19 protein-coding genes and 2 pseudogenes are annotated in these 19,503 nt (G+C 41.8%); 5 read left to right on the top strand and 16 right to left on the bottom strand.

The genetic code is table 11. The features are described from left to right. Nucleotides 1–163 precede the first annotated feature (163 nt). From NYE25_RS04975 to NYE25_RS04945, 7 genes and pseudogenes are all read right to left on the bottom strand, one after another. Nucleotides 164–853, bottom strand: coding sequence for a 5'-methylthioadenosine/adenosylhomocysteine nucleosidase (locus NYE25_RS04975; RefSeq protein WP_341145277.1), 690 nt, complete (start codon nucleotides 851–853; stop codon nucleotides 164–166). Nucleotides 854–1,069: 216 nt separating this feature from the next. Next, nucleotides 1,070–1,477, bottom strand: a complete 408-nt coding sequence (locus tag NYE25_RS04970) for a GNAT family N-acetyltransferase (RefSeq protein ID WP_339271333.1) — start codon at nucleotides 1,475–1,477, stop codon at nucleotides 1,070–1,072. 168 nt (nucleotides 1,478–1,645) lie between these two features. Next, entirely contained in the window at nucleotides 1,646–1,975 is a 330-nt protein-coding gene (locus NYE25_RS04965) for an HIT domain-containing protein (protein WP_149646112.1), read from the bottom strand. A 280-nt stretch (nucleotides 1,976–2,255) separates the two neighbouring features. Beyond that, nucleotides 2,256–3,170, bottom strand: a complete 915-nt coding sequence (locus NYE25_RS04960) for a phosphotransferase (RefSeq protein ID WP_339271332.1) — start codon at nucleotides 3,168–3,170, stop codon at nucleotides 2,256–2,258. Between the two features lie 433 nt (nucleotides 3,171–3,603). Continuing rightward, a pseudogene (locus NYE25_RS04955) lies at nucleotides 3,604–3,780 on the bottom strand (SDR family NAD(P)-dependent oxidoreductase); the annotation flags it as partial. 87 nt (nucleotides 3,781–3,867) lie between these two features. Next, on the bottom strand, nucleotides 3,868–4,548 hold the full coding sequence (locus tag NYE25_RS04950; protein WP_341145276.1) for an NAD-dependent epimerase/dehydratase family protein: 681 nt from the start codon (nucleotides 4,546–4,548) through the stop codon (nucleotides 3,868–3,870). 58 nt (nucleotides 4,549–4,606) lie between these two features. Beyond that, nucleotides 4,607–4,735 (bottom strand): annotated as a pseudogene (locus NYE25_RS04945) (MarR family transcriptional regulator); the annotation flags it as partial. Nucleotides 4,736–5,139: 404 nt separating this feature from the next. On the opposite strand from NYE25_RS04945, the gene NYE25_RS04940 reads away from it, so the two are divergent. Further along, entirely contained in the window at nucleotides 5,140–6,357 is a 1,218-nt protein-coding gene (locus tag NYE25_RS04940) for an IS110 family transposase (RefSeq protein ID WP_341145275.1), read from the top strand. Between the two features lie 286 nt (nucleotides 6,358–6,643). Here NYE25_RS04940 and NYE25_RS04935 read toward each other — a convergent pair whose 3' ends face one another. The 4 genes from NYE25_RS04935 to NYE25_RS04920 all read right to left on the bottom strand — a co-directional run bounded on the left by NYE25_RS04935 (nucleotide 6,644) and on the right by NYE25_RS04920 (nucleotide 9,348). Continuing rightward, nucleotides 6,644–7,267, bottom strand: coding sequence for an HXXEE domain-containing protein (locus tag NYE25_RS04935; protein WP_341145274.1), 624 nt, complete (start codon nucleotides 7,265–7,267; stop codon nucleotides 6,644–6,646). 23 nt (nucleotides 7,268–7,290) lie between these two features. Next, nucleotides 7,291–7,872, bottom strand: coding sequence for a TetR/AcrR family transcriptional regulator (locus tag NYE25_RS04930; protein WP_076286965.1), 582 nt, complete (start codon nucleotides 7,870–7,872; stop codon nucleotides 7,291–7,293). 245 nt (nucleotides 7,873–8,117) lie between these two features. Next, entirely contained in the window at nucleotides 8,118–8,471 is a 354-nt protein-coding gene (locus tag NYE25_RS04925) for a VOC family protein (RefSeq protein ID WP_341145273.1), read from the bottom strand. Nucleotides 8,472–8,547: 76 nt separating this feature from the next. Next, on the bottom strand, nucleotides 8,548–9,348 hold the full coding sequence (locus NYE25_RS04920) for a phosphotransferase (protein WP_340969433.1): 801 nt from the start codon (nucleotides 9,346–9,348) through the stop codon (nucleotides 8,548–8,550). Nucleotides 9,349–9,682: 334 nt separating this feature from the next. Between NYE25_RS04920 and NYE25_RS04915 the strand changes: the two genes are divergently transcribed. Continuing rightward, complete coding sequence (locus tag NYE25_RS04915; RefSeq protein WP_341145272.1) at nucleotides 9,683–12,679, top strand: hybrid sensor histidine kinase/response regulator; 2,997 nt, start codon at nucleotides 9,683–9,685, stop codon at nucleotides 12,677–12,679. Between the two features lie 58 nt (nucleotides 12,680–12,737). Here NYE25_RS04915 and NYE25_RS04910 read toward each other — a convergent pair whose 3' ends face one another. The 5 genes from NYE25_RS04910 to NYE25_RS04890 all read right to left on the bottom strand — a co-directional run bounded on the left by NYE25_RS04910 (nucleotide 12,738) and on the right by NYE25_RS04890 (nucleotide 16,489). Then, nucleotides 12,738–13,532 carry an SDR family NAD(P)-dependent oxidoreductase gene (locus NYE25_RS04910; protein ID WP_339803949.1) on the bottom strand — a complete coding sequence of 265 codons (795 nt, stop codon included), beginning with the start codon at nucleotides 13,530–13,532 and terminating at the stop codon, nucleotides 12,738–12,740. A gap of 92 nt (nucleotides 13,533–13,624) precedes the next feature. Further along, the gene (locus NYE25_RS04905; RefSeq protein ID WP_341145271.1) at nucleotides 13,625–14,653 is read right to left on the bottom strand and encodes an AraC family transcriptional regulator; all 1,029 of its coding nucleotides are present in this window, start codon (nucleotides 14,651–14,653) and stop codon (nucleotides 13,625–13,627) included. A gap of 40 nt (nucleotides 14,654–14,693) precedes the next feature. Beyond that, nucleotides 14,694–15,644 carry an LLM class flavin-dependent oxidoreductase gene (locus tag NYE25_RS04900; RefSeq protein ID WP_341145270.1) on the bottom strand — a complete coding sequence of 317 codons (951 nt, stop codon included), beginning with the start codon at nucleotides 15,642–15,644 and terminating at the stop codon, nucleotides 14,694–14,696. Then, nucleotides 15,625–15,987 carry a hypothetical protein gene (locus NYE25_RS04895; RefSeq protein WP_042188220.1) on the bottom strand — a complete coding sequence of 121 codons (363 nt, stop codon included), beginning with the start codon at nucleotides 15,985–15,987 and terminating at the stop codon, nucleotides 15,625–15,627. Before NYE25_RS04895 ends, NYE25_RS04900 begins: the two co-directional genes overlap by 20 nt. A 52-nt stretch (nucleotides 15,988–16,039) precedes the next feature. Continuing rightward, a complete protein-coding gene (locus tag NYE25_RS04890; RefSeq protein ID WP_341054875.1) occupies nucleotides 16,040–16,489 on the bottom strand; it encodes an OsmC family protein in 450 nt (149 codons plus the stop codon). Nucleotides 16,490–16,640: 151 nt separating this feature from the next. Between NYE25_RS04890 and NYE25_RS04885 the strand changes: the two genes are divergently transcribed. The 3 genes from NYE25_RS04885 (at nucleotide 16,641) to NYE25_RS04875 (ending at nucleotide 19,431) form a co-directional block, all read left to right on the top strand. Beyond that, nucleotides 16,641–17,123 carry a nucleoside deaminase gene (locus NYE25_RS04885; RefSeq protein WP_341054873.1) on the top strand — a complete coding sequence of 161 codons (483 nt, stop codon included), beginning with the start codon at nucleotides 16,641–16,643 and terminating at the stop codon, nucleotides 17,121–17,123. Nucleotides 17,124–17,264: 141 nt separating this feature from the next. Continuing rightward, on the top strand, nucleotides 17,265–18,239 hold the full coding sequence (locus NYE25_RS04880) for a glycoside hydrolase family 43 protein (protein WP_341145269.1): 975 nt from the start codon (nucleotides 17,265–17,267) through the stop codon (nucleotides 18,237–18,239). A gap of 49 nt (nucleotides 18,240–18,288) precedes the next feature. Then, the gene (locus NYE25_RS04875; RefSeq protein WP_341145268.1) at nucleotides 18,289–19,431 is read left to right on the top strand and encodes a glycosyl hydrolase family 8; all 1,143 of its coding nucleotides are present in this window, start codon (nucleotides 18,289–18,291) and stop codon (nucleotides 19,429–19,431) included. Nucleotides 19,432–19,503 lie beyond the last annotated feature (72 nt).

Below are 19,503 nucleotides of genomic sequence, written 5' to 3'. Positions count from 1 at the left end.
ATGGGTGTATTCATGAATACACCCTCTCTGTTATCGTCCAATAACGATGCCCCCTTGTAAAGGGCAGAATCTCGGAACTATTTAGACAGCCGCAAGTTTATTGAACTAACGTTCCCCGTTAGTTCAATACGTCGTTTTTTTCTAGATGGATGGTTCTAGGCGACTAATTTAGTAATGAAATTAGTAAATTCTCTACAACTTTAATTGAATTTAATGATGCAGTTTTCACGTTGCACTCAAAAGTTTCCGGCGCTTCACTATCAGCATTATCCGATATTGCTCGAATCACAATAAATGGAACATTATTTACGTAACACACTTGGGCGACACTGGCACTTTCCATGTCTACACACATAGCTTGATGTTTCTCAATCAATATATTTCTTTGTTGATGGGTAATAAATGTTTCACCAGTTATGATTCTTCCGAAATGGCATGTAAAACCGAGTCTTTCAGATTTAATTATCCTAATACATTTTCCTATTAGTGCTTCATTAGCTTTTATGTATTGATCCTCTAACCAAGGATGATATTCAGTAATAATCTCAGGAACCACATCATGATGAGCGACTTCTGTTGATACGACTACATCACCAAATTTAAGATTATCGTTTAATGAACCCGCTACACCAGTTAAAATGATTAAATCCACCTGGAATTTATCGATCAATACTTGGGTAGCTATTGCAGCATTTACTTTACAAACCCCACAAAAAGCACCTACTACCGACACATCATGATATTGCCCTGAATAAAAATTTAGCATGATATGCTTTGTGATTGTCTGATTTTTTAGTTTATCGATAAACGGATTAATTTCATCTTCAGAAGGACCCAGTATACCTATCTTCATTGAAATTACCACCTTTTATTTTCAATAACACCTAATTATACATACACACAAATTCCAACGGATCAACACATAGTATTCGTTGATTTAGGGGGATTTTCTTTTTTATGCAACTAAACTGCCCGATAGTTAAACAGGTAGCCACTAATACCGACTGCTTGTTCTTCATGATGCTAACCATTCCCCGTTTGCGTAATGATCACTTGAATTATTTGTGACTTAAAAAATACATTCAAACCGCTCTACTCCTGGGTATTTTTCTCCCAAACTTGTTATCGAGAAACCAATTTTTTTATAGAAGCCAACAGTATCTTTATCGGTTTCTGCTTTTATTCTCACATTCTTTTTAGTTTTTATGAACTCATTTATCATTTCACTGCCTATACCTTTACCACGATAATTGGCTTTAATTGCAATATGCTTAAGTTCTATTTCATTAGTTGATTCGGATATGAATCCAATTAACCCTACTAGTTCATCATTTTTTAAACTCCCAACTAATTCCCGTGAATCATTGTCTATGTATGTTTTAAGTTCATTATCAATTCTTTCATCATTAGCCCACATACACTCAGCCATTAAAAGCTTCAATTCACCTAAGTCTTCATAATTTTTTAAACTAATCATAAGAAGCACCACTCCTTATTTAGATGATCTTACAGATGTTACGTATTCTTGACACATGTTAAGCTATCCTGCCGTTGAATAAAGGCAGCCGATCGAGTTGACTGACGTCTGGCTTATCGTGTTTGAGCTAACGTTCCCCGTTAGATCAACAACTAAGAATAAAATGATTTAGCGTATTGGCTCACCATAAATCACATGAAAATGAAGATGCTTTGAGTCTTGGTATTTTCCTAAATTAGTCGATACCCTACAAGCTCCATACTCAGACTGCACTTTAGATGCTACTTTTTTAACAACGTCCATCAATTCAATTAAGAGGGCGTTGTCACTCTCATCTAGTGTTAAAAGAGATGAGATATGCCTCTTTGGAATTGTAATAATGTGAACGGGATAAAAAGGGCGAGTGTGATGGTACGCAAGAACGTTATCAGTTTCAAGTACTTTCTTTACATAAGTACGACCACTTAACACCTCATCGCAATAAAAATCCTCAGTCATCAAATCTCCTCCTTCTTACTTTTCTCATTTTAACATTTGTAATTATTTGTAACTATCCTGCCCGTTAGTTCAATGAAAAAAGCAGGATACCGTAGCTCCTGCAAATCAATTTGTATTATTCAACTATCGTTCCCAGTTAGCGCAACGACTTACTCTGTTGAATTTCGTGTTCCTCAACATAAAACGGCATCAGAGAAGGCGAATCGTACCTTATCGCGGCCTTTAAACGACAAAATGGTGCCGATAGCCCTAGCCCCATAGCTGCAACGAAATAATGAGCCTAATCCGACAGTGCTCGCATGATGTTGGATTTGGCCTCTGCCGCAATCGCTTCATTCCCGTCATCGACCGCTTGCATCAAGATCAGTACGGGGATGTATACCGCGATCAGCCGCGCCAGCAGCTTCGTTTCCTCGTCCGCTCCTCCGTAAGTTTCGAAAAACACGCCGCGAGCGTAAGGTGGTAAAAAGCTGTAAGCAACGCTCAAATCGCAAGCCGGATGGCCTACGCTCAGATCGCCCCAATCAATGATGCCGGAAACGATCCCGTTCTCATTCACAAGCATATTTTTGAAATGAAGATCGCCATGTAGCAGTGCATTCACCGCCTCGACATGGTCCGTTTGCAGCCTGCTAATATACGCTTCGATCACACCGGACTCCTCCGGCGACAAGTGTTCAACCACCTTCGATAGAAAGCCTTCCAATTTCACTTTGCGCGATGCTATGTCCGTCAAGCTTCGATGATCTTGCTGAACTCCGCAGTTCAGCGCCGCCTGCACCGGAAACTCATGCAATCTCCGCAAAAATTTCGCCAGCGTCTCTGCCGATAAAGCCCGGCGTTCTTCCGTCAAACCGATGGGGAAATCTCCTGGCACGTAGGCATAGCCAAGAAATGGTGCCGGGTATTCGTCACTTGCTTCGCCATAAAACAACGGTTTCGGATAGGGGATGGTCATATATGCCTCCAGCTTCGGCAGCAGCTTCCCTTCCATACGAATCGAGCCAACTGCAATCGTTCTTCTTGGAAACCGGAACACGTACTCGTCACCGATGAGAAAAACCGTATTGTCCCAGCCCCAGCCCAATCGTTTCACTTGCTTCGATGACAGCTGAGGGAATTGTCTGCCGATCAGCGTCCGCGCCTGCTCTTCGTTAACCTCCCACTCCGCATCCCATACATTCGTCCCTCCCATGAAATGTCTGCCTCCTCGTTCCTTACTTTATTTAGACGTTTACATTCCCTGGAAGTTATGCATAACTGCCCGTTAGCCATACATGCAGCGCAAACGCCGCACCACAGATGATGAAAATGGGTAAAATCAGTCAATACTGCTACTACGGCTGGCGAAGAAGGTCGATGAGCTATGGTGCCTTAGAGCCCATCCGTTAGTCTGACTCCAACGACCCCGGTGCATCACAGATTGTCGCTCCCTTTCGGGAAGCACTCATGGGAGATTAATCCTACTCTGGTTTTTGCACCAGCCTAGTTTTTAGTAATTGTAGAACGAAGTTTGTTCTTTTACTAGTTTTGAGCTAATTTAATTTTCATGGGAGCTCAATGACTTGTCTGAGATCGGAACAAAATGCTGCCAATGAGACAAATTTCAAAATAGGTGGACTCCGCCTCTACCTGAAATTTTCTACACACTCATGCAGAAAGGCCTCTAACGTGCGTGGCTCCCTGCCGAGTAAGCGCTTCACAGTGTCATTTGGTCTTTCTGGCACCACCGTAGACATGGTTTGAATTTCCACAACGTGGTTCGCGAGCCAAGGAGGCATATGCCCGTTCTCCATAAGATTGCGCTTTGTGCTTGGGAGAACGACACATTGAGAATAATTACCCGGATAAAACAGCTGTATTATTGAACTCAGATGAATTAGATTATGAGATCAGCCAAAAGTACCCGGTTCGGATTTAGCCAATTTAATGATATCCTTGCTCTCAAGAATAGATTTATCATATCCTTTTGTAACAGTATGAATCATTGCAATACCAAGCTCCTTTAAAGACACGGTAAAGTTTGGAAAAAGTCTTCTTAGAATAGGATATAGCCACATAAATGCATAATAAGATTTATGCGTATTTTTTAATCCCTTTATTGGATTGATGTAGGCAGGGCGAAACATGTATGCTTTTTTGAAAGGCAGCTGCATGAGGTGATTTTCTGTCTTGCCCTTCACTCTTGCCCACATCCTTTTTCCTAGCTCTGTACTATCCGTCCCCATTCCGGAAACATAGCAGAACACCATATCTGGGTTCAAGCCTGCGAGCATTTCTGCCATATGCACAGTAAGATCAAACGATAATCGTGAGTACTCCTCCTCCTTCAAACCAGCAGAGCTTACACCCAAGCAAAAGTAGCATGCATTATAGTTGCTTAATTGAGACTTGATTGCAGATAAATCAAAAAAATCTTTGTGGATGATTTCAGTTAATTTGGGATGTGAAACGCCGCATGGTTTGCGGTTAATCACTAAAACGTGTTCCACATCAGGATGCTGCAGGCATTCATGTAAAACACCCTCGCCAACCATCCCCGTAACACCTGTAATTATCGCTCTTATTTTCACGATGGATCCCTCCCTTTTCTCAATTAAATTGTTATTAACTATTCGTCTGTCCATAGTGAAGCTTGGCTCCCGCTGCCATTAGCCTAGACGCGACGAGTATAGCCTGTGCGTCAATGTCTAGCTTATAGCGATCAATCTGCCGCTTGGATTGTACAAGCGAGGGAATAGCGTCAATGTCATTTATTATTGTTGTTCATATAAATAGTATGGTTCCTAATTACTTTTGTGTCAACGCATTTTTATAACATATCAACACCCCGCCTTTCTTCATATCTGGAACTGTATTCCTCCTCGGCCACTGCAAAAGGCTCGATCTCTCTTTTATTCCAAATCTAGTTAGCCCTACATGCAGCGCAAGCGCTGCACCACAGATGATGAAAATATTTGTATTTGTTAATACTTCTACTATGGCTGGGAGAGGAAGGTCGATAAGCTATGGTGCCTACGAGCCCATCCGTTAGTCTGACTCCAACGATCACGGTGCATCACAGATTGTCGCTCCCTTTCGAGAAGCACTCATGGGAGATTAATCCTACTCTGATTGTTGCACCAGCCTCTTACCTAATTTAGCCGTAGAGAGGATACTTGAAAGTGGAAATCGTAGTTGAACGGGCATGTGGTATGGATATCCATAAGGATAACATTACCGCATGTATTCTAACGTCTAATGGAAAGGAGATTCAATCGTTTCCGACTAAAACAGTGTTTCTTTTACAATTAATTGACTGGATTAAACAACATGAATGCGCTCACGTCGCTATGGAAAGTACAGGTGTATTTTGGAAGCCTATTGTAAATTTGCTTGAAGCTGAAGGCGTAGAATTTTTAGTAGTGAATGCCCAGCATATGAAAGCTTTGCCTGGACGTAAAACAGATGTCAAAGACTCCGAATGGATTGCAAAGCTTCTTCGTCATGGGTTACTTAAAGCAAGTTTCATTCCAGATCGAAATCAACGGGAGCTTCGAGAACTTGTTCGTTACCGTCGGAGTATTATCGAAGAACGAGCTAGACAACATAACCGAATTCAAAAAGTGTTAGAAGGAGCCAATATTAAACTCAGCTCTGTTGTCTCTGATATTATGGGGGTCTCCTCTCGTGATATGCTTCATGCTATTGCTGATGGTGAAGATGATCCTGAGAAACTAGCGAACTTTGCTAGACGCACCATGAAACGAAAGAAAGATGACCTTGAACTTGCTTTACACGGCTATGTAAACCCTCATCAACGCTTGATGATTAAGACTATTTTAACTCACATTGATTTTTTAAGTGAACAAATCACAGTGCTAGACCAGGAAGTCGCTACGAGGGTTGTTCCATTTTCTGACGATGTCGAACGTTTAGATTCAATTCCTGGAATAGCCACTCGAATGGCAGAACAAATCTTAGCCGAAATTGGGACCAACATTAAGAAGCAGTTTCCCAGTGCTGCGCATTTATGCTCATGGGCTGGACTTGTGCCTGGGCATAACGAAAGTGCAGGAAAAAGAAAATCTGCTAAATCTAAAAACGGAAACAAATATTTGAAGTCCGCCTTAGTGGAAGCAGCCCATTCCTTATCAGCCTCAAAGAACTATCTTGGTGCCATGTACAGACGAACAGCGGCAAGAAAAGGAAGAAAAAGGGCTGCAATCTCTGTCGCGCATGCTATGTTGAGAATAGCCTACTATTTGTTGACTCGTGAAGAAATGTACGTGGATCTAGGCGAAGATTACTTTGACAAGCAGAAGCAACAATCTATTGTGAAATACGCAGTTCGAAGACTAGAAAACTTAGGTTATTCTGTAACTATTGCAGAAGTCTCCTAATTCATTAAGACACCCATATTCTTATTTCGGATGCTGTGACATTCAAAAAAATGAATGGACTGCGTCTTATTTACTTTGCCTCTTTACAGTTACTGCAGATTTAATTTTCATGGGAGTTTAATAAAAAAGAGCAGGATACGAAGCACCTACTCATCATTGTGTGTTATTGAGCTAACGTTTCCCGTTAGTTTAAAAAATAATCATCCTTCAATTTCAGTTACATTAACCCCGTCTAATTTTACATCAAGAGTTATAACAACTGGACCTTCTGGTGGGTTATGAGGACCTACTTATGAAAAGACCATAATTGTTTTTGCGAAAATTTGTGAATGGAGTTTTTGTTTTTCATCCATGTATTTCCTTTCACTATTAAAATATAAACAGCTATGGCAAAATAAATTGCACTCCAAATCCAGTCTGAGAGGGTTATTAAATGATGCTCATATAAGTAGTTGATGTACCAGATCCCCACCGGTAAATGTACAATAATTGCGGAGACTAATCCTGGATTATACATGCTTTTTGCTCTTATATTAATGACGACTCCATGGAAAATGATTTGGAAAAAGCCCATTAAAACAGGTGCCATCCCCAGCCATACTACTGACGGGAAGAATACAGGGAGCAAGTAGAACACATAGGCGATGACCACATTAATAATCATTGCCGACTGTTTATTTAATGGATAGTTGTTAGGGGATTCACTTTTAAAAAGGGCTATATTGAATATGCCTGGAAAGTACCCTGGCCAGCGGTATTCCTCAAACTGATGAAGAAGGATCGCCACAAAGCTTAACCATAATATGCTGTTTATCCGCGGTATTGTTTCCCAATTCATTAGAAGATACATGCATATAACAATGCCAATGAATAGTCCTATATCCTGCCAATATTTTCTCAAAAAATTCATTTAATCACCTCAATCTGAGTTTATTAATGAAAGTATCTTGCAAAGAGCAAGTCAATCTGTTCCTCTATAGGTGCAATCTTCACGGAAGCTCCTGTTTCTAGAATAGGACTCATAAGTGCCGGTAGAAAAAGCGCTCCAAAAATCTGCATCGTCATGGTCATCAGGTGCTCTGGCTGCTGTTCATCGGTTAACTCTCTTAAAGTATTTTGTATCTTAGGAAACCCCAATAGATTCAAAAATGATCCATATTCATGCTGGGAGGAGAAAACGGTATTGCCCATCAGGATGATTCTGGAGAGCAATTCGGGATATTGACGGATCACTTGCAAATAATCTAGTAAAAATTGCTTCAATCTATCCCGTGAGGGTATAGAGAAATCGTCAAGTATGGCAAAGGTATGCTGAAAGCTGTTCAATATCAATTTGATGGACTCGCTAAACAAGTTTTCTTTGGACCCAAAGTAATAGTTAACTAGAGCGACATTCGTGCTTGAGGCTTCTGCAATTTTTTTTATAGTGATCCTTTCAAAGCCTTCTTGTTTGGTCAACTCCAGTGTGGCACGCATAATCTTCTCTTTTGTTTCCAACTTTTTGTCTGTCTCCATAGGCAACCTCCAAGTATATTTACCCTGATTTAAACAACATTTTAAATGACGTTTAAACTTATTATAGCAATATTTTTCCTTTTTGCAACTTTTATTTATCCGGAATCAAACCAAGTCTCAAAGTCTCATTGTGACTATCCTGCCCGTTAGTTTAATAATAAAAGGAGCTACCCTATAGGAAGCTCCTCCACTATCGTTTCATGATTGTTTAACAATCTAGATTTCTGCACGCCGTGATCGTTTATCTAATGTCCATGAGCAAGGATGTTGATAAGTTTGCCAAATGGGTCGCGGACATAGAATCGCCGAACACCCCAAGGCTCATCAACAGGTCCATATTCAATCGTATATCCAGCACTCTTCATACGTTCAAACACTGCATCGACATCATCAACTTCAATCGATAGATCAGGAGTAGGCGTATTGGAGCCGCCCTGTGATGCGAAGCTTATTTGAATGTTCTCCTCCCCCAGTAAGCCGTATGTTTCAATCCAACCATGATCCATCAATAAATCAAGCTCGAGTACGTCCTGGTAAAAGCTTTTTGCTGCCGAAACATTCTGCGTTTTAATATTTGTGACAATTCGTTTTACTCTCATTCTCAGACCTCAATTCTAATGGTATACTTTTTTAATTTTATTCTATGATCCTGTCCGTGAGCGGAATATCCGAATTTTATATCCAATCTTCGAAATGATCTGTTACAAACCTAATCTCACTCTCATAGTGGGCCAAGTGACCCTCATCAACCATTTTCTGAAAGGCAGGATTCCCATCAGCAGCACCATTTCTCAACGTATCACACAGTACTATCAAACGTTGTATAATCCACTGTCGCAGATTATTTGGGACAGGAATTCCATAAGCTTCAAAAAACAAATGAATTCGCCGACGTCGCTCTACGTCATGCATTTCACATTGGTATGCTACTATGGTTCCAGAAGTATGGTCAGGTGCAAAACTCGCTAGTGGAACAGATGTGTAAAGGGTGTACGCAATGTCCCACATACGCGGACCTGGACCTGCCATGTCAAAATCAATGAGCGCCACAGGAGCCTCCTTTTGAAAGACAACATTATACAACGCCGCGTCATTATGACAGATCACTTCATGTTCGGCATCCTCGGCATAGCTGAGCTGCCATCTGTCCTCCATATTGGGCCTGAACACTGTAGTCACATCATGGAAACGACGTATAAGGTGTGCCAGACCCACAAGGGTTTCGTCCGTCCACATATACGGTTCAAGGTTTGGATAATTATTCCCTGGAACTTCTCCAGGAATAAATGTCAATATTTCACGACCAGAATCATCGATTCCGAGGAATTTTGGTGCTCCCTCATAGCCCTGTTGTTCCAAATGTTTGAGTAGTTCATGAACATTCGGACTCCAATAACCTAAAGGGCGGCGAACAGTGTTCGCCATACGGACTATATGATTTACATTACCGCCTTTTAACACTTCCTCCTTAGGCATTAGGTTCATTCCTTTTCTATTCAGTGCATTACCTATTGCAGATTATTGACCTGTTAGCGATGAAAACTCCCTCTCTAATAATAACAATATTTACAAGTTATTGTTTATAAAGAACAATTATAACTATACTGTCCTTTAAGATCATTGCAGGCATTTGCTCATCTTATATAAATAAATCCATTTTAGAATCTAGATTAGAATTATTTGCTATAATGTTCTCATGAAAAATAATACGATCCTAAATAAATTAGCAATCATTCTACTTTTTATCAGCATTCTCTTTGGCCTACGCTGCATTTGGTTCAGCATATTTAAGGTTTCCAACAATGTACCTATGATTAGCAACGGTGTACTGGATTTACGTGGCCAGGATCTGGAGAAAGCTAACTTATTCAGGCTAGATGGTGAATGGAGTTTCTATCCTTCGCAATTTGTTTCATCCAAGACTTCTACTATCCCAAAGCAATCCCAAGCGCTTCAAGTACCTGGGAAATGGAGCCACGCTATCGGAACTGATCAGACAACTTCATATGGATACGGGACTTACCGTCTGCGTATTTTGGTAGAACCGCTTCAGGAGCCTATCTCGTTCTGGATCAAACAAATTTATTCCGCGTCCAGTGTGGAAATTAACGGTACCCCTATTCTCAATAATGGGACAGTTTCTCTCGATGCCAATACATATGCACCAAAAACCACCTCATTTACAGCATCATATTTTTCGAAAAATATGACAGAAATAGATGTACTTATTCAGGTAGCAAACTTTGATCACCCCTATAAAGGCGGTATTAGTGGGCCTATTTTCTTTGGCTCTCAGGAAGTGGTTAACCGGACAAATTTTTATACCGTTGGATTTCAAATACTTACTGCAATCATCCTGCTACTACATGGGCTGTATGCCTGTATTCTGTATTTATTTAATCCTAAAGAACGTGCCCTGTTTCTTGTAGGGCTAATGACATTATCTGTAGCCGTAATCCTTTTAGCCCGAAATGACAATTTAGTTTTAGCATTACTGACGATTAATTACACTTGGTCATTAAAAATCCGCTTAATCGCCTTCTTATGGCAGAACCTTTTTATTCTGCTTGTTTTCAGGAAATTCACCTCAGGTGCCGAAGTCAACAAGTGGTTACGTGCTTACACGTGGTGTCTTTTCCTTTATACCTTATTTATATTTATCGTTCCTGCTTATTTGGTCAGTACATCGATTCACTGGGGACTCATTCAAGTGTTTCAGTATATCCCCTTCATCTGGTTAATATATAGCTTGGGGCGCTTATTGTTCAAAAGGCAAGATGAAAAAGATGTTGTTTTTCTACTGATATCAGGTGCGGCCATCATCTCTAATTTGTTATGGAATTTGTGGGATAATAACGGCCATTATTCAATTGTCTACTATCCTGTGGATATTATTGCCGCCATCGTTGGCTTCTCAGCTTATTGGTTTAAAAAGTATTTTCAGAATGCCAAAGAGAACATGGAGCTAAATGAACAGCTGAAAAAAGCGGACAAACTCAAGGATCAGTTTCTCGCCAATACTTCTCACGAGCTGCGAACACCAGTTCATGGAATTATGAATATCGCGCAAAATATAATAACGAAGGAAAAGGATAGACTCTATGAGAGTAGCCGGCAAGATATGGAGTTACTGATTACTATTAGCCGCCGTATGTCCCATATGCTTGGTGATCTACTGGATGTAGTACGTCTTCAAGAGCATCGCGTTATTTTGCATCGGGAGCCTATTTTGGTTCAATCGGTGGTTCCCGGAGTCATCAATATGCTTCAATATATGATTGAAGGCAAACCGGTACGGCTATCCATGAACATACCAGAATCTATGCCTCCTATTCTTGCGGATGAGAAACGACTAGTACAAGTATTATTAAATCTAGTGCACAACGCGCTCAAATACACCGAGCAAGGACTTGTTTCTGTTTCAGCTGAGGAAAAAGACGCTCATGTCTTTATATATGTAACAGATACCGGAGTAGGCATGACCGAAGAGACCCTGGCGCGGGTATTCCTCCCCTATGAGCAAGGCCCTCACGGAATAAATGACGGGCGTGGAATTGGACTGGGACTAAGCATTAGTAGGCAGTTGGTAGAACTACATGGTGGCAGCTTGAGCATACATTCTGAACTCGGCAAAGGTTCAACTTTCAGTTTTGCACTACCCCTTGCTGATTCCTATAGCGAACAGATAGTAAGAGAGGTTTCACCTATAACAACGTATACACCAGATGAGATTTATAAGCAGATGGCTGAATGGGGGATTTCCGAACAAACTAATCAACACACTGACAAAATCCCGCCACTCTTTACAGATGCGAAGGTGAATCTCTTGGTGGTAGATGATGACCCTGTTAATCTGAATGTGCTAAAGGGCATTCTCGAAAACGAACCTTATCTCATTACGACAGTGAACTCAGCACAAGAGGCACTGGATTGGCTAGATAAAAAGAGTTGGGATTTACTGATTAGTGATGTAATGATGCCGCATATGTCAGGATATGAATTAACGCAAAAGGTTCGCGCTCGTTATTCCCTATATGAGCTCCCAGTGCTATTGCTGACTGCCCGCAGTCAACCTGAGGATATTTACACTGGATTCTACTCCGGCGCAAATGATTATGTTACCAAACCGGTGGATGCAGTTGAACTCAAATATCGCATTCGAGCCTTAACAGCGATGAAAATTTCTTTTAATGAACGGGTGCGTATTGAAGCGGCTTATCTACAGGCACAGATACAACCCCATTTCTTGTTCAATACATTGAACTCTATTGCGGCACTCAGTGATATGGATACTAAAAAGATGCAAGAGCTCATCACTGCATTTACTTCCTTTTTGCGAATCAGCTTTGACTTTTTAAATATCGGAGAACTCGTGAACCTTTCTCATGAACTAGAGCTGGTAGAATCTTATTTGTATATTGAACAAACACGATTTGCAGAACGAATTTCCGTTGTTTGGGAGGTAGATCCAGACATTAATATCCTGTTACCCCCTCTATCCATCCAACCCTTGGTAGAAAATGCTATCAAGCATGGTCTGCTCAAGCGTCAACAGGGGGGTACCGTTTATATTCGGATCTCACGTCTGAACAATGCTGTAAAGATCGAAGTGGAGGATAATGGGCAAGGTATGGATCATAGAACGCTCGCGTTGTTGCTGGAACCGACCATAAAAGCTAAAAGTGGCATCGGACTGGCTAACACCCATCGAAGACTGATGCAATTGTATGGTCAGGGTCTTTTTATTCAAAGTAAACAAGATGAAGGTACTTTGGTATCCTTTGTTATACCGGAGGACAGTGAATAATATATCAAATAAAAAAGCCATTCCATAAGGAGTGGCTTTTTGTGTATCGATACTACATTTAGAAAATAGTAGGTACCATGCCCCCATCCATACGGATCGGAGAACCTTTAAATGCAGAGGCATAGGGACTGCTCAAAAATGCTGCTAGTCTACCTATTTCATTAGGTTTAATAAATCGCTGTATTTCAGATTGAGGTAAGTTTTTAGCCATGAAGTTTTTCTCTTTTTCTGAAAAGGTCAACGCTTCATCTGGGTACATTCCATCGATGATTTGCTGCACATTTTCCGAGAGTGTTGGTCCTGGCATGATAGTATTGACGGTAACTTCTGTTCCGATTGTTAATTTAGATAAGCTTTTTGCTAATGATAATAGCATTGATTTGGTCATTGCATACTGTGGCATTTGAGCTGACGGCATTATTGCTTCTTCACTAGCAATGAAGATCACGCGACCAAAATTGTTTTCTAACATTTTTGGTAAATAAAATTTTGTTAATCCATTTGCAGCAAGAACATTCGTACGGATGTATTTTTCAAATATTTCATCGTCAACGTCGTCATAGCTCATCAGTTCATAAATCCCCATATTATTAACTAAAATATCGATATGGGGGTGTTTTTCAAATAAAGCTTCTCTTTGCTCCATATCTACAATATCGGCTGTAGCATTCTGTGGAGAAGTTTCCGGGAATTTTGCTTTAATTTCATTTACTGTTTGTTCTACCTTTTCATAATTACGTCCATTTATTAGTACATTAACGCCTTCGTTGGCAAGTTCAAAGGCGATAGCTTTACCAATACCTTTTGTAGATCCTGTAATTAAAGCTGTCTTATTGTTTAATCCCATATCCATATTTCTTTTCTCCTTTTATCATGGCAAGTTAATTAGCAGTTTCTCAAGAACTGTTCTGAGCATCGGCTAGTATTTATACTATCTTACCGGGATTATTCAGTAACTAGTGTCTTGCGCCAAACTTCTTGTTTAACACGCCAATTTGAAGGAGTATCTCCTTCCCAAAGTCGGAAGGCACGATAGAACGAGTTCTGATCTTCATATCCGATCAAGAAAGCCACCTCTTTAACATCGAGGGAAGGATCTGCTAAATACACTCGCGCCTGCTCATGTCTGGCTTGTGTCAGCAAATGCTTGAAGCTCGTATTTTCTTCAGTAAGCCTCCGCTGTAAGGTACGAGCACTCATCCTTAGCTCTTTAGCAACGGTTTGAATCTCGGGTTGGCCTCCGCTAAGGCTGCGTTTCATAATCCATTTGACCCTTTCAGTAATTGAGCGACTGCCCTGCTGTTCAGCAAGTGTCCGATCCAAAACGGGAGTCAGAATCTCTAGCAACTCTTCGTTATACGAGATAAAGGGCAGATCCAAGTCACTTCGTCGTAGCGTTAAGCGGTTAGTCTCAGCACCGATCTGAATTCGACAGCCGAAATAAGCTTCAAGAACCTGTAAATTCCCTATGGGTTGTGAAAATTCTACAAACTGTGCTGTCATTGGTATACCAGTTCCCCGCCGCCCAAGCTCCAGTAAAAACGCCAGTGTAAGGCCAAGCAGCAGCGGTGGACCGGAATACTCGGGAGGCTGCCAATTCAATTCGATTGTACACAACTCTCCCTCTTCGATGATATGCAAGCTTTCTGGAGGGCACATTCGTTTATAGCGCACCATTCGGTTTAGAGCGTCGCGATAATCTTTAGCATGATAAGTGGCTAAGACGGTCGGCGGATATTGTGTGGTTTCAAAAACGGTTGCTAGCTTGATGATTCCCTCAGCAGTGTCTCCAACGAGATCCGAATATGCCTGCCAGATAGCGAAATATTGGGTTGTGGTGACTGCTGACTCCGTGATAAGGCTCAGGGGAAGACTTGCTTTACTGGCTATATCTTGAGCGGTTATCCCTAATTGAATTAATCCAGCCCAAAATCCGGGAGGGATTTTAATGGAGTCAGAGGTATGAGTCTGCATCTATGTGGACCTCCTTTAGCATCATTGCATGAAGAAAGGGCTAGTTAGAATTCAAGCAAGCGCGGGCAAGCAACTCAAACGAATGCAGCCGTTTCTCATAGTCTGGAATCATAGTAACGATAATGAATTCATCAACTCCATACAAGTGAGATAACTGTTCCAGCTTTTCTTTGATATTTTTGGGTGTGCCTATCAGCAGTTTACGTTCCAAAAGCTTGGATTTCTCTTCGGCTGAGCCTTCTTGTTGAAATAATGTCATACCGGAAGAGGCTAGCCGCTCTGCTTCTTCCTCAGTCTCGGCGCAAATAACGCCAACAGCTACGATGGCCCGAGGACTAGCATTAACTGAAGAAGGGATAAAAGCTTCACGGTAAGCTTGCAAAATCTCTTCCCCAGCTACATCGCTCATGAATTGACCAAACACATAGCCTGCTCCAAACTCGGCAGCATATGCTGCACTTTTCTTGTTTGTACCCAGCATCCACAGCTCTGGCGATTCGGGTGGAGTCGGACGGGCGGTTATCTGACGTCCTTCATATGAATAGTTCCCCTGCAACAATTCGGTAACTCCCTTAAGCAGTTCCGGCATTTTCCAAATATTTTCGAGAAAATTCCCGCTCAGCGCTAAGCTTACTTCAGCAGCACCGCCAGGAGCCCTGCCTAACCCAAGGTCGATGCGTCCTGGATATAAACTTGCCAGCAAATGAAAAGATTCCACTACTTTTAACGGCTTATAGTGCGGCAGCAATAAAGCTCCCGATCCGATGCGGATATGCTGTGTTCTCGCTCCGATATGCGATAAAAACACCTCTGTGGAGGTACACGCTAAGCCCGGCATATCATGATGTTCGGCAACCCAATAACGAGTATATCCCAGTCTTTCAGCTGTTCGAGCCAGTTCCACCGCTTGTCCTAAAGCAAAGCTTGCATCCACATTATCAAATACAGGTACAAGGTCCAAAACGCTAAGCTTAATGGATGTCGTTGTCATGGCTACGTCCTACTCGAGGGTTTCGGTAAAATTCAATCATATCAATAAAAGTAACCTTGTAATCGCCGGCAATCGCTGCCAGATTATACATTCGTCCATGGCCGTCTTCTTTGGACGCGAACACAACATCGTGCCGCAGCTTATCCATAATCACTTTGCCGATGAACTGGTGCTCGTATTCCGCATATTTCTTTTTAAACTCTTCATTAAATTCCAGGAGGTCCTGATAAGAACGCTCAAGCATTGCATTTACCAAGGTCAGTTCATTGCCCTCTTTTTGTACCGCTACGTAATAATTCCCACGTTCATCCTTGATCAAATCCTTATACAACTCAACGTTCAAAGTTAATTTCTCCTCTCTGATTCCTAAGGGATAACTCCTTTATAACTTAACCTTACATACTTGATGTTAGCACTGTTGGCTCTGTGGTAATTTGTACGTTTCCTGCTACAGCTCTGGAAATCATACAAGAGCCTTCTGCTTTATAGGCAATACGAATTGCTTTATCAATATCGTCCTGTGAGGCATCTTCGGTAAGTGTGATGATGGGTGAATGTTTGATCGCTTCATATGTAAAAATGTTATTTGTTACATCCACTGTCGCCTCTGATGTTAACGTCAGGCTGGAAGTCGTAAGCCCTGATCGCTCCAGCATAGCTGCTAGTGTAATGAGATAGCAGGTTGCCGCGGCACCCAGTAGCATCTCATCCGGATTCGTTCCAACTCCTGGTCCGCCCATTTCTTTCGGAATGGAGATTTGAGTCTTGAGTTGTCCAGCTTCAATCGTTCCATCACTATTACGACCACCGTTCCATACCGCATTTAATATAAATGGGTGTTTCATTTCTAGATGTCCTCCCTATTTTGAAATTGCATAACATATTTTTAATCGAATACTTTACATGCTAACATAGAAGAATGCGGTGAACAAACAGGCTTAGGCCTACTGTTCGTGAGATTTATCTATAAATTAAATTTCAGGAGGCTCTATCATAATGATAAACGATACAGATATCAAACATCTTCAGCGTTGTATTGAACTTGCCCGAATTGCACTCGAGGTTGGGGACGAACCTTTCGGCTCCATCCTGGTCTCAGCAAATGGAGAGGTCTTGGCCGAAGACAGTAACCATGTAGGCGGTGGTGACCATACTCAGCACCCCGAATTCGCTTTAGCTCGCTGGGCAGCTCAGAATATGTCACTGGAAGAACGTATGCAGGCAACTGTGTATACTTCCGGGGAACATTGCCCTATGTGTGCGGCGGCTCACGGTTGGGTTCAATTAGGAAGGATTGTATATGCCAGCTCTTCGCAGCAATTATCACAGTGGTTAAGCGAAATGGGCATTGCAGCATCACCTGTCCGTAATTTGACCATTCAGGAAGTTATCCATAATGCGGTCGTAGATGGCCCTGTAACGGAGCTTGCAGAACAAGTGCGGGAACTTCATCGACAATTCCACGGACAAAGACAGTAGTAAAAAAAGAACCTTTGAATAAAGGTTCTTTTTTATGTCCTAAACTTTGTGGGGTATAAACTATAGTTGCTATATATACAGCGTCCTAAAGTTCTTATACCATTAGCTTTGTAAGCGATTAACTTTATAGGAGGAAATGACTTGACAAAGCCTGTGCAACCCAATGAACCTCTCGTAACTCATATTTATACTGCGGATCCTTCCGTTCATGTATTTGAAGGTAAAATTTATATTTATCCCTCACATGACCTGGATCACGAAATGATCTCTAATGACAACGGTGACCAATATAATATGGAGGATTACCATGTTCTTTCTATTGATGGAGAAGGCTCCCCTTGTGTTGACCACGGTGAAGTGCTTCATGTGAAGGATGTTCCATGGGCTAAGCAGCAAATGTGGGCTCCGGATGCAGCATACAAAAACAATACCTACTATTTGTTTTTCCCAGCTAGAGACCATGACGATATTTTCCGAATCGGGGTCGCCACCTCAGCTTCACCTTCCGGACCATTTACACCTGAACCAAGCTACATTCCCGGCAGTTATAGCATTGATCCCGCCGTTTTCGTTGATGATGATGGTAAATCGTATATATACTTTGGTGGTCTTTGGGGCGGTCAACTTGAAAAATGGCAAACCGGCTCATTTGTTCCGGATGCTGAGGGGCCGTCTGAATCGGCACCAGCTCTTGGACCTATCGTAGCGGAGTTGAACGAGAATATGCTGAGCTTTGAAGGTGAACCTAGAGAAATATCCATCATCGATACAAACGGAAATCCGATTCTTGCTGGAGATGAAGAGAGAAGATATTTTGAAGGCCCATGGGTACATAAATACAACGGGTATTATTATCTTTCTTATTCCACTGGTACCACCCACAATATTGTATACGCTATCAGTAAAGATCCGCTTGGACCTTATGAATATCAAGGGAAAATCCTTTCTCCAGTGATAGGCTGGACAACGCACCATTCTATTGTTCAGTTTAAAGAGAAATGGTATTTATTTTATCATGACAGTTCTTTGTCTGGTGGAGCTGACAACAAGCGTTCTGTAAAATATACGGAGCTGAGATACAACGATGATGGCACCATTCAAACTATCCATCCTTAGTTTTTATTAAAATGGACTGCATGCTGTAGTTCACAGGAGGTCGTTTTTGATGACAATGAAACAACAAGGTGCTTTTTATACAGGGAAATATCGCAATATATTTAAGGAGCTCGGCTTTTCTGAAGATGATATCCACGCTAAACTCAATAAAATTTGGAATGATTTGTTTTACGGAGATCCGAACGTACGAATATACTATCCGCAGGACGAGGATAAAAGCTATATCCTGGATACAGGTAATCTAGACGTTCGGTCGGAAGGAATGTCCTACGGGATGATGATGGCCGTTCAAATGAATAAAAAAGAAGAGTTTGATCGTCTATGGAACTTCTCAAAGACGTTTATGCAGCACAAAGAAGGTCGCTATGCCAATTACTTTGCTTGGCACTGCAAGCCTGACGGTACAAGGATTTCTCAGGGACCCGCACCGGACGGCGAAGAGTTTTTCGCCATGGCTCTGTTTTTTGCCTCAAAACGTTGGGGGAACGGTCCGGAACCTTATAATTATTCTGAGCAGGCCCGAACGATATTGCATGCTTGTGTACATAAAACTGAAACAGGAGATGGCGACTCAATGTGGGATGCGGAAACGAAATTGATCAAATTCGTACCGGGATCCACCTTCAGTGATCCGTCTTACCATCTCCCCCATTTCTATGATTTGTTCGCCTTGTGGGCTGACGAACGTGACCACATGTTTTGGCGAGAAGCCGCGGAAGCCAGCCGCACATATCTGCATACTGCATGCCATCCGATAACTGGCCTTGCTCCCGAATATGCTAATTTTAACGGGTCCCCGGCAGAACCCCAGCCTCATGGTGATTTCAGCCATTTTTTCAGTGATGCTTACCGGGTAGCGGCTAATATCGGTCTGGACTGGGCTTGGTTCCAAAAGGACATCTGGCAGGTCGATCAATGTAACCGGATTCAGGCTTTTTTTAGGAATATCGAAGTTTCCGATTACCGGCGGTATACCATTGAGGGACAGCCCTTCGACGAACCGGCGCTGCACCCGACAGGTCTATTGGCGACCAATGCCATGGCTTCCCTTGCTTCTAATGGCCCGGAGGCAGAGCATTTTGTCCGTTTGTTTTGGGATACACCATTGCGCACTGGACAACGTCGTTATTATGATAACTGTCTGTACTTCTTTAGTTTACTGGCCCTGAGTGGAAATTATCGCATTTATTGAAGGAAATCGAACAAACAAATAGGACTCCATTCCTCAAAAAGCTCGAGGAATGGAGTCCTATTAATCGTAACA

The sequence above is a fragment of the Paenibacillus sp. FSL E2-8871 genome, assembly GCF_038000345.1.
GTDB lineage: Bacteria > Bacillota > Bacilli > Paenibacillales > Paenibacillaceae > Paenibacillus_AQ.
Note: the sequence above shows the minus strand (reverse complement) of the source record. Positions and strands in the feature narration are given on the sequence as shown.